Raw genomic sequence first — 17,341 nt, 5'->3', positions numbered from 1 at the left:
CAAAATAAGATTGTGCTGTATAAACGTCCAGTTTGAAAGGGTTTTCCTGCGAGGCGCTACGCAAAAAATAAAGGCCGAACGTGTCGGCCTTTGATTTCGAAAGGAGAGGATTAGATCAGGCGACGCGCGGCTTCAACCACGATTTTCACCGCATGACTTTCGGTCTGCTTCATGGTTTCAGCGTTCGGGATTTCCTGCTGAGTACGGTTGACGATAACGCCCGCCACCATACCGGCACGCAGGCCCTGGCTTGCGCACATGGTCAGCAGCGTGGCGGATTCCATTTCGTAGTTCATCACGCCCATGGACTGCCACTCTTCCATAGAGCCTTTGAAGCGGCTTACCACGCGGCCAGAGAAGGTGTCGTAACGCTCCTGACCGGGATAGAAGGTATCGGACGAAGCGGTTACACCCACGTGAGTGGTCGCGCCAACGGATTTCGCGGCTTCAACCAGCGCGGTGGTACATTCAAAGTCTGCTACTGCCGGGAATTCCATCGGCGCAAAGTGCAGGCTTGCGCCATCCAGACGCACGGACGCGGTCGTGACCAGCACGTCGCCCACGTTGATGTGCGGCTGAATAGCACCGGTCGTACCGATACGCAGGAAAGTACGAATGCCCAGCTGTGCCAGCTCTTCAACAGCAATAGACGTAGACGGGCCACCGATACCGGTAGAACACACGATCACGGCTTTACCATCCAGCTCTGCGCGCCAGGTGGTGAATTCACGATGGGCTGCCAGCTTAACCGGCTTATCCATCAGCGCGGCGATCTTTTCCACACGCTCCGGATCGCCAGGGACGATAGCGAGCGTAGCCCCTTGTAAATCGTTTTTAGTGAGGCCGAGATGAAAAACATCAGACTTAGACATAGGTGACTCCTCTGTGGGTCGGTTAGTCAGAAGAAGTAAAACGGTACTTTACAGAAGCGGAAAGCATAATTTCGTGACACATCTCACCATGAATGAAAATGATTGCATTGAATTTCCATAAAAAGGTGATTTACATCACATTAACAAGTTATATCGTCAGGTGCTGCACAAAAGATAGACCGTTTAAGGCACTGTGAGTTGTTAACCTGGTGACTATATTTACCTTTGCGCTAACTCATTGGTACGGAGAATGCCATGACTGAAAAAACCGGTTTTGCACCTGCTGCGGCCCCGCATGCCTCAACCATCGTCTCAACGTCTGAAGAGGCCATCACGGCGGGTGAGACCTCTATTCCCTCGCAGGGAGAGAATATGCCTGCTTACCACGCACGACCAAAATCGGCAGACGGTCCGCTGCCCATCGTGATCGTGGTTCAGGAAATTTTCGGCGTTCACGAACACATTCGCGACCTCTGCCGCCGGCTGGCGCTGGAAGGCTATCTGGCCGTTGCGCCAGAGCTCTACTTTCGCCAGGGCGATCCGAACGATTACAGCGATATTCCCACCTTGCTCAGCAACCTGGTCAGCAAAGTCCCGGACGCGCAGGTGCTGGCCGATCTCGACCACGTCGCCAGCTGGGCGGCGCGCAACGGGGGCGATCCCCATCGTCTGCTGGTCACCGGTTTCTGCTGGGGCGGACGCATCAGCTGGCTGTATGCCGCGCATAACCCGCAGCTTAAAGCCGCTGTGGCCTGGTACGGTAAACTGGTAGGTGAAAAAACGCTCAATTCACCGAAACATCCCGTGGATATCGCCACGGAGTTAAATGCGCCTGTGTTAGGGCTTTATGGCGGTCAGGACACCGGTATTTCGCTGGATTCGGTAGAGACCATGCGCCATGCGCTCCGTGCGGCCAATGCGAAGGCGGAGATCGTGGTGTATCCGGATGCCGGGCACGCGTTTAACGCGGATTATCGTCCGAGCTATCACGCGGAATCAGCCAAAGACGGCTGGCAGAGAATGCTGGCGTGGTTCAGCCAGTACGGCGGTAAAAAAGCGTAAAAAAAAGCCCGGTGGCGTCTACGCCTTACCGGGCCTACGCATCATCAAGCCTGACGCAAGTTTTGCGCCGCCTTCACCATGTTCGCCAACGCGGCACGCGTCTCCGGCCAGCCGCGAGTTTTCAGGCCGCAGTCCGGGTTCACCCACAGACGCTCTGCCGGAATGCGCTGGGCCGCTTTTTTCAGCAGCGACTCAATCCACTCCACGCTCGGCACGTTCGGAGAGTGGATGTCGTACACCCCCGGACCGATTTCGTTCGGGTAGTCGAATTCTTCAAACGACTCCAGCAGCTCCATGTCTGAACGCGAGGTCTCGATGGTGATCACGTCAGCGTCCAGCGCGGCTATCGAATCCATGATGTCGTTGAATTCGCAGTAACACATGTGGGTGTGGATCTGCGTGTCGTCCTTCGCCACCGCGGCGTTGATGCGGAATGCCTCCACGCCCCACTTCAGGTAGGCATCCCAGTCGCTGCGGCGCAGCGGCAGACCTTCGCGCAGGGCCGGTTCGTCAATCTGGATGATGCCTATGCCTGCGGCTTCCAGATCCGACACTTCATCACGCAGCGCCAGCGCGATTTGCTTCGCGATGGTCTCGCGGGTTACGTCCTCACGCGGGAAGGACCAGCAAAGAATGGTCACCGGACCGGTGAGCATGCCTTTTACCGGCTTGTCGGTCAGGGACTGGGCGTACTTCGCCCACTCAACCGTGATCGGCTCCGGACGGCTGACGTCACCGATGACCACCGGCGGCTTGACGCAGCGGGAGCCATAGCTTTGCACCCAGCCGTTCTGGGTAAAGACGAACCCGTCCAGGTGTTCACCGAAGTATTCCACCATGTCGTTACGCTCGGCCTCGCCGTGCACCAGCACGTCCAGCCCCAGCCGCTCCTGCTCGATAATCGCCTGCTTGATGTGTTCGGCAATCCCGGTGCGGTAGTGATTCGCATCCAGATTTCCCTTTTTGAAGTCCAGACGCAGGCCGCGGATTTCGGTGGTCTGCGGGAAGGAACCGATAGTGGTGGTTGGCCACGCGGGCAGGTTGAACCGGGCGCGCTGGGCTTCGGCACGGACTTCATACGGGCTCTGACGCTGGCTGTCCCGGGCGGTGATGGCCGCCAGGCGTTTTTCCACTGCCGGGTTATGCACGCGCGCCGAGTGACGACGTGCCTGGATCGGTGCACTCCATGCGTTAATCGCCTCCGTGTCGCCGCTGTTCAGCGCATCGCGCAGCAGCGCCAGCTCTTCACATTTTTGCAGGGCGAAGGCAAACCAGCTTTTCACCTCAGCATCAAGACGGGTTTCCACGCTCAAATCGATCGGGCTGTGCAGCAGGGAGCAGGACGAGGCCACCCACAGCTCACGTTTGCCGACGATGTCCTTGATCTGCGCGTATTTCTCGGTCAGATCGGCACGCCAGACGTTACGGCCGTTGACCAGACCGGCGGAGAGCAGCCAGTCTGCCGGCAGGCGCTTGTGCAGTTCTGCGACGTCATCTTTGCCGTGCACCAGGTCAACGTGCAGACCCTGCACCGGCAATCTGGTGATGGTGCTGAGGTTCGGCGTCACACCTTCAAAGTAGGTGGTAAGCAACAGCTTCACCTGTCCGTTGAGTGCATCGTAAGCCGGTTTGAAAGCATCAAGCCAAACCTGAGGCAGCTCGAGCACCAGCGCGGGCTCGTCGATTTGCACCCACTGAATGCCGCGTTTGCCCAGTTCAATCAGCACCTGTTTGTAGACCGGCAGAATGTCCTTCAGCAGGCTGAGCCGGTCAAACGGCTCGCCTTTGACTTTCCCCAACCACAGATAGGTCACCGGCCCCAACAGTACGGGTTTCACCTGGTGGCCCAGCGCCAGCGCTTCGTCCACTTCATCCAGAAGCTGCGTCCAGGTCAGCCTGAACTGCTGACCTTTTACGAACTCCGGCACCATATAGTGATAGTTAGTGTTAAACCACTTGGTCATTTCCGCCGCTGCCGCTGGCTCACCCGTTGGCGCACGGCCACGGCCGATACGGAACAGGGTATCGATATCTACCGATCCATCGTTGTTCTGATGACGAGCCGGCACGTTGCCAAGCAGCAGGCTGGTCGTCAGAACATGGTCGTACCAGGCGAAATCGCCCACCGGCAGCAGGTCAATCCCCGCCTGCTTCTGCTGCTCCCAGTGACGGGCGCGCAGCTCGCGCCCCACCGCCAGCAGTTCTTCACGGGTGGCGTTCCCCGCCCAGTAGCTTTCTTGCGCTTTTTTCAGCTCGCGACGCAGGCCAACGCGAGGGAAACCGAGAGTGTGATTGCGGATTGTCATGGTATGCCCCTTGTGAAATTCGTTATTTAGACGTCCAGATGTTTACACTTCTATAATTGGCAGGTACTGTATATTCCTCAAGCGCAAAATGTTCATGGCGAAGTGAAGGACTTTCATGATCGAGATAAAACACCTGAAAACGCTGCAAGCGTTGCGGAACTGCGGATCGCTCGCGGCAGCGGCGGCCACGCTGCACCAGACCCAGTCCGCCCTTTCTCACCAGTTCAGCGATCTGGAACAACGCCTCGGCTTCCGTCTTTTTGTGCGTAAGAGCCAGCCGCTGCGCTTTACGCCGCAGGGCGAAATTTTGCTTCAGCTGGCGAATCAGGTTCTGCCGCAGATCGCCAGCGCGCTGCAGGCGTGTAACGAACCGCAGCAGACCACGCTGCGTATCGCCATTGAGTGCCACAGCTGTATTCAGTGGCTGACCCCCGCGCTTGAGAACTTCCGCCAGAAGTGGCCGCAGGTGGAGATGGACTTTAAATCCGGCGTGACGTTCGACCCGCAGCCCTCGCTGCAGCAGGGCGAGCTGGATCTGGTGATGACGTCCGATATTCTGCCGCGCAGCGGCCTGCACTATTCGCCGATGTTTGATTATGAGGTGCGCCTGGTGCTGGCACCGGACCATCCGCTGGCGACCAAAACGCGCATCACGCCGGAAGACCTGGCAACGGAAACGCTGCTGATTTACCCGGTGCAGCGCAGTCGTCTGGATATCTGGCGCCACTTCCTGCAGCCCGCAGGCATTAGCCCGCAGCTGAAAAGCGTGGATAACACCTTGCTGTTGATTCAGATGGTAGCGGCCAGCATGGGTATCGCGGCGCTGCCGCACTGGGTGGTGGAGAGTTTTGAACGCCAGGGCCTGGTGGTCACCAAAACCCTGGGTGAAGGACTGTGGAGCCGGCTGTACGCCGCCGTGCGCGATGGCGAGCAGCGTCAGCCGATTACGGAGGCGTTTATTCGCTCAGCGCGGAACCACGCGTGCGACCATCTTCCGTTTGTGCGGAGCGCGGAGCGACCCAGCGTCGATGGACCCACAGCGAAGCCAGGATCACCGCTCCCCCAATAAGGAAGCTCGGCCAGTGCGGCTGTTGCTGCCAGATGGCAAGGTTGACCAGCAGCCCTGCAGGAACATGTACGTTGTTCATGATCCCGAGCGTACCGGCGTCGACCTGCGTCGCGCCGTAGTTCCACATGAAGTACCCCAACCCGGAAGCCACGACGCCCAACCAGACCAGAACACCCCACTGTACGGTGGTGGTAGGCAGCTTTTGCGGGTTACCCAGCATAAACCACGCCGCCACCGCGACGATCGCGGCCCCCATGTAGAACCACGCAAACGCGTTATGCTGCGGCATCGGACGGGTTTCCATCAGGCGTTTGTAGCCCACCATGCCGATGGCGAAGCTGATGTTGGCGAGCTGGACGAACATCAGCCCGGTCCAGAAGTGATCGCTCACTTTGTCGTAGCGAATAATTGCTGCGCCAATCACCGCCAGCGCCGCGCTCAGCAGATATCCCCAACGCAGGCGGCGCTTGCTAAGCAAATCGTAGATCAGCGTGATATAGAGCGGCGTTAGCACGGTGAACAGCAGGAATTCCGAGACGGACAGGTAGACGTAAGCCCGGAAGCTGAACAGGTACATGATGCCGAGCTGCATCGCCCCCACCAGCATATACAGCACAATCGTTTTCAGCGACTGCCCGCGCGTGCGCAGAAACGGCAGGAACACCAGCGCCGCCAGCCCCACGCGCATCAGCACCGAGAAGTAGCTGTCGACCGAACCGGCAAGGTATTCGCCAATCAGGCTAAAGGAGAAGGCCCACAGGATAGTGGTGATAATGAGTAGCGCCACAATGCTTGTCTCTCAGAAAGAAGGACAGGCATTGTAGCGAACTCTTTAGTTGACAACTGAGCAATAAACAACCAAATGAAGATTATTCAAGGAACAGCTTGCGCAGGTATTTCGGTACCGCGTTGTCAGCGTTAGAACCAATCACCTCCAGCTCCGGGTGCAGATCTTTCAGACGCTGATGCGCGTTCTGCATGATGCAGCCCTTACCCGCCATCGACAGCATTTCAGCATCGTTCATGCCGTCACCAAAGGCGATACAGTCTTTCAGCTCGAAGCCCAGACGTTTCGCGACCGCTTCCAGCGCGTGCCCTTTGGAGACGCCTCCCGCCATCACTTCCAGACAGGTCAGGGTTGAGAAGCTGACGTTGACGCGATCGCCCCAGCGGGCGTTGATCGCCTGTTCCAGCGGCAGCAGCTCTTCGTGGCTGTCGCAGGTGAAGAACACCTTGCTGACCCCCTCCGGCTCCAGCAGGCCTGGCTCGTACAGGGAGTAGTTGAATACGGCTTCCTTGAAGAAACGCATCTCATCCGGGCGGTGGCGGTTCATGAACCAGTCGTCGTCGCGGTAAACGTTCGTAACGATAGCCGGGTTGTTGTGCACCACGCCGAACAGATCGGCGGCAATATCGCGATCCAGGTTGTGGGTAAAGATCAGGTTGCCGTCGGTATCGTGCACACGCGCACCGTTGGAGGTGATCATGTACGATTTGATCTCAAGATTATCGCGGATCTGCCCCACGTCGACGTGGTGGCGGCCGGTGGCAAATACGAAGTTCACGCCACGGGCGGTCAGAAGCTTCAGGGTCTCTTTCGCGTAAGGCGACAGGGTGTGGTCAGGGGAAAGCAGCGTGCCATCTAAATCAGATGCAACAACCTGATACATAGGGATTTCAACCTCTGGTGGAAAACAAAAATCAATTATGCCTGTTGAAAAATTCAACAATGGCGTTGAGCGCGACTGAGCGCATAGCGTCCTTTTCAAAAAGGATCTCATGGTACGCGCCGTTAATGACCAGCGGTTTTCCCCCTTCACAAGGGTGACCGGCGGCAGCGCGCAGTTCACAATAGCGGTCATGCATGCGGTTATCCACCACACGCTCTTCTTCCGCCTGAATCAGGAGTGTTGGCGTGTCGTCGTTGTCGACACCAGCCAGCACCTGCTCACCGGCAAGGATACCTTCCCGTACCCAGTGATATGTCGGGCCACCCACGCGCAGGCGGGGCTCATCGGCATAAAAACGCAGGTTACGACGATAGCGCTGGCGACTGTGCGTCAGCACGTTCATCGCAAACGGCAGCGCCCGCCAGCGTCCCGTCCCGATGGCATAGCCTTCCCGAATGCGCTGATGGCCCTCAGCCCAGTCGAGAATATGGCGTACCATCCAGTCAGGAAAGCGCATGACGATGCCATACATCGGCGCGGTGAGCGCAATGGCGTCGCACTGGTGAGCGTGGCGCTGTAAAAACAGCGTTGAAATCGCACCGCCCATTGAGTGCGCCAGAATATAGCGCTTCCGCCAGGGGCCTGGCTCGACCTCCTGCTGCCAGAACGCGGCGAGATCGTCGACGTAATCGCTGAAGTTATCCACGTGGCCGCGATGGGTATCCGATAACAGTCGCCCTGACAGCCCCTGCCCGCGGTGATCGATAATCAGCACATCGAAGCCCAGATGGAACAGGTCATAGGCCAGTTCGGCGTATTTGATGTAGCTCTCAATACGTCCGGGGCAGACCACAATGACCCGGTCATTTTTCTTGTCGTGAAAACGCACAAAGCGTACTGGAATATCGCCGACGCCCGTAAACTCATCTTCCTCACGCTGGCGCCAGAAATCGGTCAGCGGCCCCATGGAGAAAGCAGCAAATGCGTTTTCTCGTGTTTCCCAGTCCTTTTTCTGCTGAAACATTGGGTTTCTACTCACCTAAGCCAAGGAATATCGTTTTTTCGTAACCGGTCACAAAATGACTCAACAATAGCGTATTGTGGCATAAAAACAGACAATTCGGGAGTTTCAAATGACCTTCGAGTGGTGGTTCGCTTACCTGCTGACATCCATCATCCTTAGCCTTTCACCGGGCTCGGGCGCCATTAACACCATGACCACCTCCATCAACCACGGCTATCGCGGCGCGGCGGCGTCCATTGCCGGTTTGCAGACCGGGCTGGGCATTCATATCGTGCTGGTCGGGATTGGTCTGGGCACCCTGTTCTCCCGCTCCGTACTGGCCTTTGAAGTGCTGAAATGGGCCGGGGCGGCCTATCTGATTTGGCTCGGCATCCAGCAGTGGCGCGCGGCAGGCTCCATTAACCTGAATACGCTCGCGCAGACGCAAAACCGCGGTCATCTGTTTAAGCGTGCGGTTTTCGTCAACCTGACCAACCCGAAGAGCATCGTTTTCCTCGCCGCGCTGTTCCCGCAGTTTATCGTGCCGCATCAGCCGCAGGTGATGCAGTACGTAGTGCTGGGCGCGACCACCATTATCGTCGATATTATCGTCATGATTGGTTACGCGACGCTGGCGCAGCGGATTGCGGCGTGGATTAAAGGGCCTAAGCAGATGAAGGCCCTGAATAAAGTCTTTGGTTCGCTGTTTATGCTGGTTGGCGCGCTGCTTGCGTCAGCGCGTCATGCTTAGCGAGAAATGATGAGATGAATGCCGAAGCCGGCGAACAGCGCGCCGGCGAAGCCGTCGATCCACTTCGCAATACGCTGGTAGCCGCGGCGCATCGCCGGTAAGGCGAACAGACTGGCCACGATGGTAAACCAGGCAAAGGTTTCAACGACGATCAGCAGGAAGATGCCCCAGCGTGCGCCCGCACCGACGCTATCTCCCACAAACAGCGAGAACACGGAGCCGAAATAGATAATCGCTTTCGGGTTCGCCAGGTTGGTCAGCAGCCCTTTTACAAAGCTGCGGCCGCCCGTTGCCAGCTCGACCTTTGGCTCTTCCGGTTTTTTCTCTTCTTTTTTCAGCGCCCCGCGCAGCATCTGGTAACCCATCCAGCACAGGTACAGCCCGCCGCCGACCATAATGATGTTATGCAGCCAGGCCATCTTCGCCAGGATCAGGTTCAGACCGAGCAGCGCAACTGCCGCCCAGACCATAACGCCCATGGTGATACCGAGCACACCCATCATCGCCTCCTTGCGGGAGCGGCTGACGGCCGTTTGCGACACGAAGAAAAAGTCAGGTCCCGGGCTCATCAGCGCAACGATGTGCACTAACGCCACGGTGAGAAATAGCATTAACATAATTAGCTCGCGGGGAAATAATTCAGTGAGTCATCATCCTGGCACTTTTTCGCCCGGCTGACTACTCCTCATCATCACCATCAACGTGGGAACGGATGAGTGCCATAAACTCTTTACCGAAGCGCTCCAGCTTGCGCGTACCGACGCCGTTAACGCTGAGCATTTCGCTGGCGCTGAGCGGCATCTGCTCGGCCATCTCAATGAGCGTCGCGTCGTTGAACACCACGTATGGCGGGATGTTCTCTTCATCAGCGATGGCCTTACGCAGCTTGCGCAGTTTGGCGAACAGCTTGCGGTCGTAGTTGCCGCCGTAGGATTTCTGCATCACGCGCGGCTTGAGGGCGACCACGCGCGGCACGGCGAGCTTCAGTTCAACGTCACCGCGCAGCACCGGACGCGCCGCTTCGGTCAGCTGTAGCGCGGAATGCTGAGCAATGTTCTGCGTGGCAAAGCCGAGGTGAATCAGCTGGCGAATAATGCTGACCCAGTGCTCGTGGCTCTGGTCCTTGCCAATACCGTAGACAGGCAGCTTGTCGTGGCCCATGTCGCGGATACGCTGGTTGTTGGCACCGCGCAGCACTTCCACCACGTAGCCCATCCCGAAGCGCTGGTTTACGCGGTAAATGGTCGAGAGCGCCTTACGCGCGTCCATCAGGCCATCGTACTGTTTTGGGGGATCCAGGCAGATATCGCAGTTACCGCACGGCTCCTGTCGCCCTTCACCAAAGTAGTTAAGCAGCACCAGACGACGGCAGGTTTGCGCTTCGGCAAACGCGCCCATCGCGTTGAGCTTGTGGCGCTCGATATCCTGCAGCTGGCCCTGCGGCTTCTCTTCCAGACAGCGGCGCAGCCACGCCATATCGGCCGGATCGTAAAACAGCATCGCTTCTGCAGGCAGACCGTCACGCCCGGCGCGACCGGTTTCCTGATAGTAGGATTCGATATTGCGCGGAATGTCGAAGTGCACCACAAAGCGCACGTTGGGCTTGTTGATCCCCATCCCGAACGCCACCGTCGCGACGACGATTTGCAGGTCGTCGCGCTGGAATTTTTCCTGCACGTCGGCGCGGATGTGGTTCTCTAACCCGGCATGGTATGCCGCCGCGCTAAAGCCGCGATTTTGCAGACGCGCAGCGGTGTCTTCCACCTTTGCGCGGCTATTGCAGTAGATGATGCCGGACTTGCCGCGCTGCTCCTGGACGTAGCGCAGGAGCTGATCCAGCGGCTTGAATTTTTCCATCAGCATGTAGCGGATGTTCGGACGGTCGAAGCTGCTGACCTGAATATACGGGTCGTTCAGCCCCAGCAGGCGAACGATATCCAGGCGCGTGGTGTCATCCGCCGTGGCGGTAAGCGCCATAAACGGCAGCTCGGGGAAGCGCTGACGCAGCTGGCCGAGGGCGGCGTATTCCGGGCGGAAATCGTGTCCCCACTGGGAGATACAGTGCGCTTCATCCACCGCCAGCAGAACCGGATTCCAGTGCGCGAGATGGTCGAGGAAGTTATCCAGCATCAGGCGTTCCGGCGCGATATACAGCAGGCGGATCTGCCCGGTGCGGCACCCGGCCATCACCTCTTGCTGCTGCTCCCGGGTTTGGGTCGAGTTAAGGCAGGCCGCCGCGACGCCGTTGGCGAGCAGTTGGTCAACCTGGTCTTTCATTAGCGAAATAAGCGGGGATACCACGACCGTCAGGCCGTTAAGCACCAGCGCGGGCACCTGATAACAGAGGGATTTACCGCCGCCGGTCGGCATCACCACCAGGCAGTCACGGCCTTCCAGCACCGTTTCAATGATGGTTTCCTGGCCAGGGCGGAACTGCTGGTAGCCAAAGGTTTCATGCAAAACCTGTTTAGCCAGCGACTCCTGATTCAATACTTCCGCCTGCGCCACATTAACCCCATATGCCTGAAATGAAACAGGCGCTATTTTCAGCGCCTGAGAGAGAAACTTCAACGTTTAACGCAAAAACATTCGAGCAACCTAGAGAATATCGTTCAGCATCACGCCCACGCCGACGCGGGTCTGGTTGAAGTTGTAATCGATAAGCGACTCGCCGTAACCGCTGTAGACCTGCGTATAGATGCGAACGTGCTTCGTCATAGGATAGCTTAAGCCCACTTCCGCGCCGCCGTAACCGGTATTCCAGTTATACTGCCCCTTCGCGCTCAGTACGGCATCGCCCAGCTGATAGCCGACTTTGAGCTGGTAGTAGCCCATGTATTTGGTGATGTCCGGGTTGTCATCAGTGCTTCCGACTACATACCACGGCTTCACCTCCACCATCCAGTTACCGTTCTGCGCCATCAGGCGCGTATAGGCGCGGTTCCAGCTACGGGAAGTCGGATCGGAACGGCCGTTAGAATCATGGTTAAAGCCCACTTCGACGTCACGCAGCGTCCAGCCGGCGAATTCATAATCCGTTGCGAAGCCGAGGAACAGCTGCGGCTCGTAGTTGGTTTCGCGGAACGGCGAGGATTCCCCGCTGTTAGAGAGCTGCCACCAGGACTTCTGCGTGTAAGACGCACCGAGCACCGAGTTCGGCCCCAGAATGCCGCGCCAGAACGGGAACGCGAGGCTGAGCTGGAACTTCACCTCATCTTTACGCGCATTATCAGACCAGTTATAGGAGCTTATCGCCTCTTTGTTGAGGTCGCTGGTCTGGGTGTAAATCACGTAGTTGGTGTCGTACGGATAGAGCGTGAACGGATTGTCATGCTCCTGAAGAAGGTTCGCGATAATGCTACCGTGCACGGCAGGCTTATCATGCACCTCTTTAATTGTCGCTTCCTGCGCATAGGCTGTGAGGGGCAGCGAAATCGCCGCCAGTAACCAGGCCAGATACGTCCGCATCGGTGGTGTTCTCCTGCAAAAGAGTAAAATTACCTGAATAGTTATGTGGCGAACATTCTACAGACTTCTGCGACAACTGCTGCATCCTCGTTTCTGAAAGTAGCATTCCTTGTTGCTGAGGCATAAAATCAACATTTCGTTAACAATAAGGATGTGATGCCTCATGTCAGCCATGCTTACCGCCGAAGAAGTGTTAAAACTCGTGGGCGAGATATTTGTTTACCATATGCCGTTTAACCGTGCGCTGGGACTGGAGCTGGAGCGTTACGAGAAAGACTTTGCCCAGCTGAGTTTCAATAACCAGCCGATGATGGTCGGGAACTGGGCGCAAAGTATTTTACACGGCGGCGTGATTGCCTCCGCGCTGGACGTGGCGGCAGGACTGGTCTGCGTGGGCAGTACGCTGACGCGCCATGACACCATCAACGAAGACGAACTTCGCCAGCGTCTGGCGCGCATGGGCACCATTGATTTGCGCGTCGACTATCTTCGCCCGGGGCGCGGAAACCGCTTCACCTGTACCAGCAGCCTGCTGCGCGCCGGGAATAAAGTTGCCGTGGCGCGCGTGGAATTACACAACGAAGAACAGGTTTATATCGCCAGCGCAACCGCCACTTATATGGTGGGTTGAGGCGGCAAAATCGGGTAAAATTGATTCACTTTTTTGTAACGGATTTTCCCGATGGATGCTAAACAGACGCGGCAGGGCGTTTTACTCGCCCTTGCCGCTTATTTTATTTGGGGTATCGCCCCGGCGTACTTCAAGCTAATCGCCTACGTTCCGGCTGATGAGATCCTCACTCACCGCGTCATCTGGTCGTTTTTCTTTATGATTGCGCTGATGAGCCTCAGCCGTCAGTGGTCAGGCGTCAAAACGCTGCTGCAGACCCCGAAGAAGATCTTCCTGCTGGCACTCTCTGCCGTGCTGATTGGCGGTAACTGGCTGCTGTTTATCTGGGCAGTGAATAACCATCACATGCTTGAGGCGAGCCTGGGGTACTTCATTAACCCGCTGGTGAACATCGTGCTGGGGATGATTTTCCTCGGTGAGCGCTTCCGCCGGATGCAGTGGGTGGCGGTGATTCTGGCCTTCTGCGGCGTGCTGGTGCAGCTGTGGACGTTCGGCTCGCTGCCAATTATCGCCCTCGGTCTGGCGTTCAGCTTTGCCTTCTACGGCCTGGTGCGTAAGAAGATTGCGGTGGAAGCGCAGACGGGGATGCTGTTTGAAACCCTGTGGCTGCTGCCGGTGGCGGCGATTTATCTCTTCGGCATCGCCGACAGCCCAACCAGCCACATGGGCAGCAATCCGTGGTCGCTGAACCTGATGCTGATGGCGGCGGGCGTGGTAACCACCATTCCACTGCTGTGCTTCACCGGTGCAGCGACGCGCCTGCGTCTCTCCACGCTGGGCTTCTTCCAGTACATTGGCCCGACGCTGATGTTCCTGCTGGCAGTGGTGTTTTACGGCGAAGTGCCGGGCGCGGATAAGATGGTGACGTTCGCCTTTATTTGGGTGGCATTGGCGATCTTTGTTGCGGATGCGATTTATACCCAGCGCAGGGGGCGTAAAGGGCTGTAGTGCCTTTTTGCCGGATGGCGGCTGCGCCTTATCCGGCCTACAAGATATGTAGGCCCGGTAAGCGTAGCGCCACCGGGCGGATTCTCAAAGCCAGTTACGACGCTTAAAGTACAGATACGGCGCCAGCCCGGCGAGGATCATGAAGATAATCGCCCCCGGGTAGCCAAAGCTCCACTTCAGCTCCGGCATAAACTCGAAGTTCATCCCGTAGCTGGACGCCACCAGCGTCGGCGGCAGGAACACCACGGACACCACCGAGAAGATCTTAATGATGCGGTTCTGCTCGATGTTGATAAAGCCCATCGCCGCCTGCATCAGGAAGTTCACCTTCTGGAACAGGGATTCGTTGTGCGGCAGCAGGGATTCGATATCGCGCAGGATCTCACGCGCCTGCTCCAGCTGACCGCCCGGCAGACGCGCCTTGCGCACCAGGAAGTTCAGCGCGCGCTGGGTATCCATCAGACACAAACGCACCTTCCAGCCGATATCTTCCAGCTCCGCCAGCGTTGAGAGCGCTTCGTCATACTCATCGCCCTGATGGCCTTCCATGATCACGCGACTCAGCTTTTCCAGATCGCTGTAGATGTTTTCAATTTCATCCGCCAGCTGTTCAATTTTGGTCTCGAACAGATCGAGCAGCAGCTCATAGGCGTTGCCGTCCACCATCGCCTGGCTGCGGGCGCGCATGCGGTAGAGGCGGAATGCCGGTAGCTCGCGCTCGCGCAGGGTAAACAGGCGGCCGTCGCGAATGGTAAATGCCACGGTGGAGTTGCCCGCGTGGTCTTCGGCATCTTCGAAGAAGAAGAAGGAGTGAATGTGCAGGCCGTCTTCGTCTTCAAAAAAACGGGCGGATGCTTCGATGTCTTCCAGTTCCGGGCGCGTTGCCAGGCTTTGCCCCAGCTCAGATTGTACGCGAAGGCGCTCATCGTCGTCCGGCTCGACCAGATCCACCCATACGGCATCAATGAGGGGCTGTGACTCTTCGGCTTCAAGCCGAGTCAGTCGGTTATTTTCGAGTTGAAATGCGCTCAACATGACCGGGACTCCCAATGCAAAAAATATCGGACAGTTCGGTGGGCACACAGAAACAAATTGGGTTTCAGACCATTAAACAGCCTGACTCAGCGCGACGGGAATAATGCAGTCGCTGACAACCACTAAGGCCATCAGCAAGAGGAGATAGCCTTAGGAGTTGTTCCTGGATGACAGGGAATTGAGCCAGTATCTACTGGGTGTGTCCAAGGCGAATGTCCTCTTAGCGTAATCGTGCGCGCATGTTACGCCAGCTATAACTGTGGCGTCAACACGCAACGAAACGCTGAAGGGCATTAATTGACCTTCAACGTATAAGGCTAGCAGATTATTACAAAATAATGATATTTTTCTGAAAGTTAGACTGTTTCCAGCTTCGCGTAGGCGGCCACCAGCCATTTGATTCCCTGCCCCTGGAACGCCACCTGCAGGCGGCTGTGCTCGCCGCTGCCTTCCAGATTCACAATGGTGCCTTCGCCAAACTTCGAATGGCGCACGCGCTGGCCCAGCTTGTAGCCGGTGTCGGTTTCCGCAATCGGCGAGCCCATGCGCTGATGGCTGACCGGACGGCTGATGCTCGCCCGCAGACGTACCTCTTCGACACACTCTTCCGGCAGTTCACCGATAAAGCGCGACGGACGGTGGTAGACCTCTTTACCATAGAGACGTCGGGTTTCAGCGTAGGTCAGCGTCAGCTTCTGCATCGCTCGCGTCACGCCCACGTAGGCCAGACGACGCTCCTCTTCCAGACGTCCGCCTTCATCCAGCGACATCTGGCTCGGGAACATCCCCTCTTCCATCCCGACGATAAACACCTGCGGGAACTCCAGACCTTTGGCGGAGTGCAGCGTCATGAGCTGAACCGCATCCTGCCAGGTGTCCGCCTGCCCTTCCCCCGCTTCCAGCGCGGCGTGGGAGAGGAATGCCTGCAGCGGCATCAGGTCCTCGTCTTCTTCGTTGTAGCTGAACTGGCGCGTTGCCGTGACCAGTTCCTCTAAGTTCTCAATACGGGTCTGGCCCTTCTCGCCTTTTTCCTGCTCGTACATGGTGCGCAGGCCGGAGTCTTTAATCACCCGGTCGGTCTGCACGTGCAGCGGCATGTCGGCGGTTTCCTGCGCCAGGGCGTCAATCAGCTCAAGGAAGCGCTGCAGGGCGCTGGCCGCGCGTCCGGCAAGCGCTTTTTCCTGCAGCAGCTCGCGGCACGCCTGCCACAGCGTCAGCTGCCGGTCGCGCGAGGCCTGACGCACCACGTCCAGCGTACGGTCGCCAATCCCGCGGGTCGGCGTGTTGACCACGCGTTCAAACGCCGCGTCGTCGTTACGGTTGGCAATCAGACGCAGATACGAGAGCGCATCTTTGATTTCCTGACGTTCGAAGAAGCGCATACCGCCGTAAATGCGGTACGGCATCCCCACCTGCAGCAGCGCCTCTTCCAGCACGCGCGACTGGGCGTTGCTGCGATAGAGAATGGCGCACTGCTCCAGCGCGCCGCCGTTGTCCTGCCAGGTTTTGATGCGGTTGACCACGAAGCGCGCTTCGTCGAGCTCGTTGAAGGCGCAGTAAATCGAAATCGGTTCGCCGTCGACGCCGTCGGTCCACAGCTTTTTACCCAGACGCCCATTGTTGTTTTCAATCAGGGCGTTGGCCGCGCTGAGGATATTGCTGGTCGAGCGGTAGTTCTGCTCCAGACGGATGGTTTCGGCGCCGGGGAAGTCGTTAAGGAAGCGCTGAATGTTTTCCACCTGCGCGCCTCGCCAGCCGTAGATGGACTGATCGTCATCGCCCACGATCATCACCTTGCCGGTATCGCCGGCCAGCAGGCGGATCCACGCGTACTGGATGTTGTTGGTATCCTGGAATTCGTCCACCAGAATGTTGGTGAAGCGTTCACGGTAGTGCTGCAGGATGTGCGGCTTGTTGAGCCACAGCTCGTGGGCGCGCAGCAGCAGCTCGGCGAAATCCACCAGGCCGGCGCGATCGCACGCTTCCTGATAGGCCTTGTAGACGTTCTGCCAGGTCTGCTCGACCGGGTTGCCGAAGCTCTGAATGTGGTGCGGGCGCAGCCCCTCGTCTTTCTGACCGTTGATGTACCACATCGCCTGACGCGGCGGCCACTGCTTCTCGTCGAGGTTCATCGCCTTGATCAGGCGCTTCAGCAGACGGAGCTGGTCTTCGCTGTCGAGGATCTGGAAATCCTGCGGCAGGTTGGCGTCCATGTGGTGCGCCCGCAACAGGCGGTGCGCCAGACCGTGGAAGGTGCCAACCCACATGCCGCCCTGGCTGGTGCCCATCAGCTGCGCGATGCGGTGGCGCATCTCCGCCGCCGCCTTGTTGGTGAACGTGACCGCCATGATGGAGTACGGCGAGCAGTTTTCCACGCTCTGCAGCCAGGCGATACGGTGAACCAGCACGCGCGTCTTACCACTGCCCGCTCCAGCCAGCACCAGCAGGTTGGTGCGCGAGGCGGCAACCGCATCACGCTGTTTGTCATTAAGGCTGTCGAGCAGGTAAGAAACGTCCATTGGCACC

Annotated in this window: 16 protein-coding genes; 5 read left to right on the top strand and 11 right to left on the bottom strand. The window is 57.9% G+C overall.

The annotated features are described in order from the left end of the window. Positions 1–110: 110 nt before the first annotated feature. A complete protein-coding gene (udp, locus tag ACOTXT_RS12015; protein ID WP_003860792.1) occupies positions 111–872 on the bottom strand; it encodes a uridine phosphorylase in 762 nt (253 codons plus the stop codon). 255 nt (positions 873–1,127) lie between these two features. Here udp and ACOTXT_RS12010 point away from each other — a divergent pair, with 255 nt between their 5' ends. Then, a complete protein-coding gene (locus tag ACOTXT_RS12010) occupies positions 1,128–1,934 on the top strand; it encodes a dienelactone hydrolase family protein (protein WP_021242857.1) in 807 nt (268 codons plus the stop codon). 44 nt (positions 1,935–1,978) lie between these two features. On the opposite strand, the gene metE is transcribed toward ACOTXT_RS12010, so the two are convergent. Continuing rightward, on the bottom strand, positions 1,979–4,240 hold the full coding sequence (gene metE, locus ACOTXT_RS12005) for a 5-methyltetrahydropteroyltriglutamate--homocysteine S-methyltransferase (protein ID WP_055321514.1): 2,262 nt from the start codon (positions 4,238–4,240) through the stop codon (positions 1,979–1,981). 115 nt (positions 4,241–4,355) lie between these two features. On the opposite strand from metE, the gene metR reads away from it, so the two are divergent. Then, positions 4,356–5,309 carry an HTH-type transcriptional regulator MetR gene (gene metR, locus ACOTXT_RS12000; RefSeq protein WP_008501529.1) on the top strand — a complete coding sequence of 318 codons (954 nt, stop codon included), beginning with the start codon at positions 4,356–4,358 and terminating at the stop codon, positions 5,307–5,309. Here metR and ACOTXT_RS11995 read toward each other — a convergent pair. The 3 genes from ACOTXT_RS11995 to pldB all read right to left on the bottom strand — a co-directional run bounded on the left by ACOTXT_RS11995 (position 5,197) and on the right by pldB (position 8,003). Next, on the bottom strand, positions 5,197–6,096 hold the full coding sequence (locus tag ACOTXT_RS11995) for a carboxylate/amino acid/amine transporter (RefSeq protein WP_008501530.1): 900 nt from the start codon (positions 6,094–6,096) through the stop codon (positions 5,197–5,199). The two genes, metR and ACOTXT_RS11995, sit on opposite strands and share 113 nt — an antisense overlap. An 82-nt stretch (positions 6,097–6,178) precedes the next feature. Further along, positions 6,179–6,979 carry a sugar/pyridoxal phosphate phosphatase YigL gene (yigL, locus tag ACOTXT_RS11990; RefSeq protein WP_055321513.1) on the bottom strand — a complete coding sequence of 267 codons (801 nt, stop codon included), beginning with the start codon at positions 6,977–6,979 and terminating at the stop codon, positions 6,179–6,181. Between the two features lie 31 nt (positions 6,980–7,010). After that, a complete protein-coding gene (pldB, locus tag ACOTXT_RS11985) occupies positions 7,011–8,003 on the bottom strand; it encodes a lysophospholipase L2 (RefSeq protein WP_008501532.1) in 993 nt (330 codons plus the stop codon). A gap of 109 nt (positions 8,004–8,112) precedes the next feature. Between pldB and rhtB the strand changes: the two genes are divergently transcribed. Next, on the top strand, positions 8,113–8,733 hold the full coding sequence (gene rhtB, locus ACOTXT_RS11980) for a homoserine/homoserine lactone efflux protein (RefSeq protein ID WP_008501533.1): 621 nt from the start codon (positions 8,113–8,115) through the stop codon (positions 8,731–8,733). On the opposite strand, the gene rhtC is transcribed toward rhtB, so the two are convergent. The 3 genes from rhtC to pldA all read right to left on the bottom strand — a co-directional run bounded on the left by rhtC (position 8,730) and on the right by pldA (position 12,201). Continuing rightward, positions 8,730–9,350 carry a threonine export protein RhtC gene (rhtC, locus tag ACOTXT_RS11975; RefSeq protein WP_010426287.1) on the bottom strand — a complete coding sequence of 207 codons (621 nt, stop codon included), beginning with the start codon at positions 9,348–9,350 and terminating at the stop codon, positions 8,730–8,732. The genes rhtB and rhtC overlap by 4 nt on opposite strands. Positions 9,351–9,411: 61 nt before the next feature. Continuing rightward, positions 9,412–11,241, bottom strand: coding sequence for an ATP-dependent DNA helicase RecQ (gene recQ / locus ACOTXT_RS11970; protein ID WP_047653585.1), 1,830 nt, complete (start codon positions 11,239–11,241; stop codon positions 9,412–9,414). A 90-nt stretch (positions 11,242–11,331) separates the two neighbouring features. Beyond that, the gene (pldA, locus tag ACOTXT_RS11965; RefSeq protein WP_008501537.1) at positions 11,332–12,201 is read right to left on the bottom strand and encodes a phospholipase A; all 870 of its coding nucleotides are present in this window, start codon (positions 12,199–12,201) and stop codon (positions 11,332–11,334) included. Positions 12,202–12,364: 163 nt separating this feature from the next. Between pldA and yigI the strand changes: the two genes are divergently transcribed. Further along, positions 12,365–12,832, top strand: coding sequence for an acyl-CoA thioesterase YigI (gene yigI, locus ACOTXT_RS11960; RefSeq protein WP_008501538.1), 468 nt, complete (start codon positions 12,365–12,367; stop codon positions 12,830–12,832). 51 nt (positions 12,833–12,883) lie between these two features. After that, positions 12,884–13,780, top strand: a complete 897-nt coding sequence (rarD, locus tag ACOTXT_RS11955; protein ID WP_008501539.1) for an EamA family transporter RarD — start codon at positions 12,884–12,886, stop codon at positions 13,778–13,780. A gap of 84 nt (positions 13,781–13,864) precedes the next feature. On the opposite strand, the gene corA is transcribed toward rarD, so the two are convergent. The 3 genes from corA to uvrD form a co-directional block, all read right to left on the bottom strand. Continuing rightward, a complete protein-coding gene (gene corA, locus ACOTXT_RS11950; protein WP_008501540.1) occupies positions 13,865–14,815 on the bottom strand; it encodes a magnesium/cobalt transporter CorA in 951 nt (316 codons plus the stop codon). Between the two features lie 150 nt (positions 14,816–14,965). Further along, the gene (gene ysgD, locus ACOTXT_RS11945) at positions 14,966–15,022 is read right to left on the bottom strand and encodes a YsgD/CorL family protein (protein ID WP_212743980.1); all 57 of its coding nucleotides are present in this window, start codon (positions 15,020–15,022) and stop codon (positions 14,966–14,968) included. 149 nt (positions 15,023–15,171) lie between these two features. Beyond that, the gene (gene uvrD, locus ACOTXT_RS11940; RefSeq protein WP_021242849.1) at positions 15,172–17,334 is read right to left on the bottom strand and encodes a DNA helicase II; all 2,163 of its coding nucleotides are present in this window, start codon (positions 17,332–17,334) and stop codon (positions 15,172–15,174) included. Between the last annotated feature and the right edge of the window lie 7 nt (positions 17,335–17,341).

Source organism: Enterobacter cloacae complex sp. IR5422, from assembly GCF_049238165.1.
Classification (GTDB): Bacteria; Pseudomonadota; Gammaproteobacteria; order Enterobacterales; family Enterobacteriaceae; genus Enterobacter; species Enterobacter roggenkampii.
The sequence above is the reverse complement of the archived record's forward strand: the minus strand, read 5'-3'. Positions and strand labels throughout refer to the sequence as shown.

Excerpts from the sequence above, each read along its gene's own strand:
- corA (WP_008501540.1), bottom strand. The coding sequence starts at position 14,815 with ATGTTGAGCGCATTTCAACTCGAAAATAACCGACTGACTCGGCTTGAA.
- metR (WP_008501529.1), top strand. The coding sequence starts at position 4,356 with ATGATCGAGATAAAACACCTGAAAACGCTGCAAGCGTTGCGGAACTGC.
- rhtC (WP_010426287.1), bottom strand. The coding sequence starts at position 9,350 with ATGTTAATGCTATTTCTCACCGTGGCGTTAGTGCACATCGTTGCGCTG.
- rhtB (WP_008501533.1), top strand. The coding sequence starts at position 8,113 with ATGACCTTCGAGTGGTGGTTCGCTTACCTGCTGACATCCATCATCCTT.
- udp (WP_003860792.1), bottom strand. The coding sequence starts at position 872 with ATGTCTAAGTCTGATGTTTTTCATCTCGGCCTCACTAAAAACGATTTA.
- yigI (WP_008501538.1), top strand. The coding sequence starts at position 12,365 with ATGTCAGCCATGCTTACCGCCGAAGAAGTGTTAAAACTCGTGGGCGAG.
- ACOTXT_RS12010 (WP_021242857.1), top strand. The coding sequence starts at position 1,128 with ATGACTGAAAAAACCGGTTTTGCACCTGCTGCGGCCCCGCATGCCTCA.
- yigL (WP_055321513.1), bottom strand. The coding sequence starts at position 6,979 with ATGTATCAGGTTGTTGCATCTGATTTAGATGGCACGCTGCTTTCCCCT.
- uvrD (WP_021242849.1), bottom strand. The coding sequence starts at position 17,334 with ATGGACGTTTCTTACCTGCTCGACAGCCTTAATGACAAACAGCGTGAT.
- pldA (WP_008501537.1), bottom strand. The coding sequence starts at position 12,201 with ATGCGGACGTATCTGGCCTGGTTACTGGCGGCGATTTCGCTGCCCCTC.
- rarD (WP_008501539.1), top strand. The coding sequence starts at position 12,884 with ATGGATGCTAAACAGACGCGGCAGGGCGTTTTACTCGCCCTTGCCGCT.
- pldB (WP_008501532.1), bottom strand. The coding sequence starts at position 8,003 with ATGTTTCAGCAGAAAAAGGACTGGGAAACACGAGAAAACGCATTTGCT.
- metE (WP_055321514.1), bottom strand. The coding sequence starts at position 4,240 with ATGACAATCCGCAATCACACTCTCGGTTTCCCTCGCGTTGGCCTGCGT.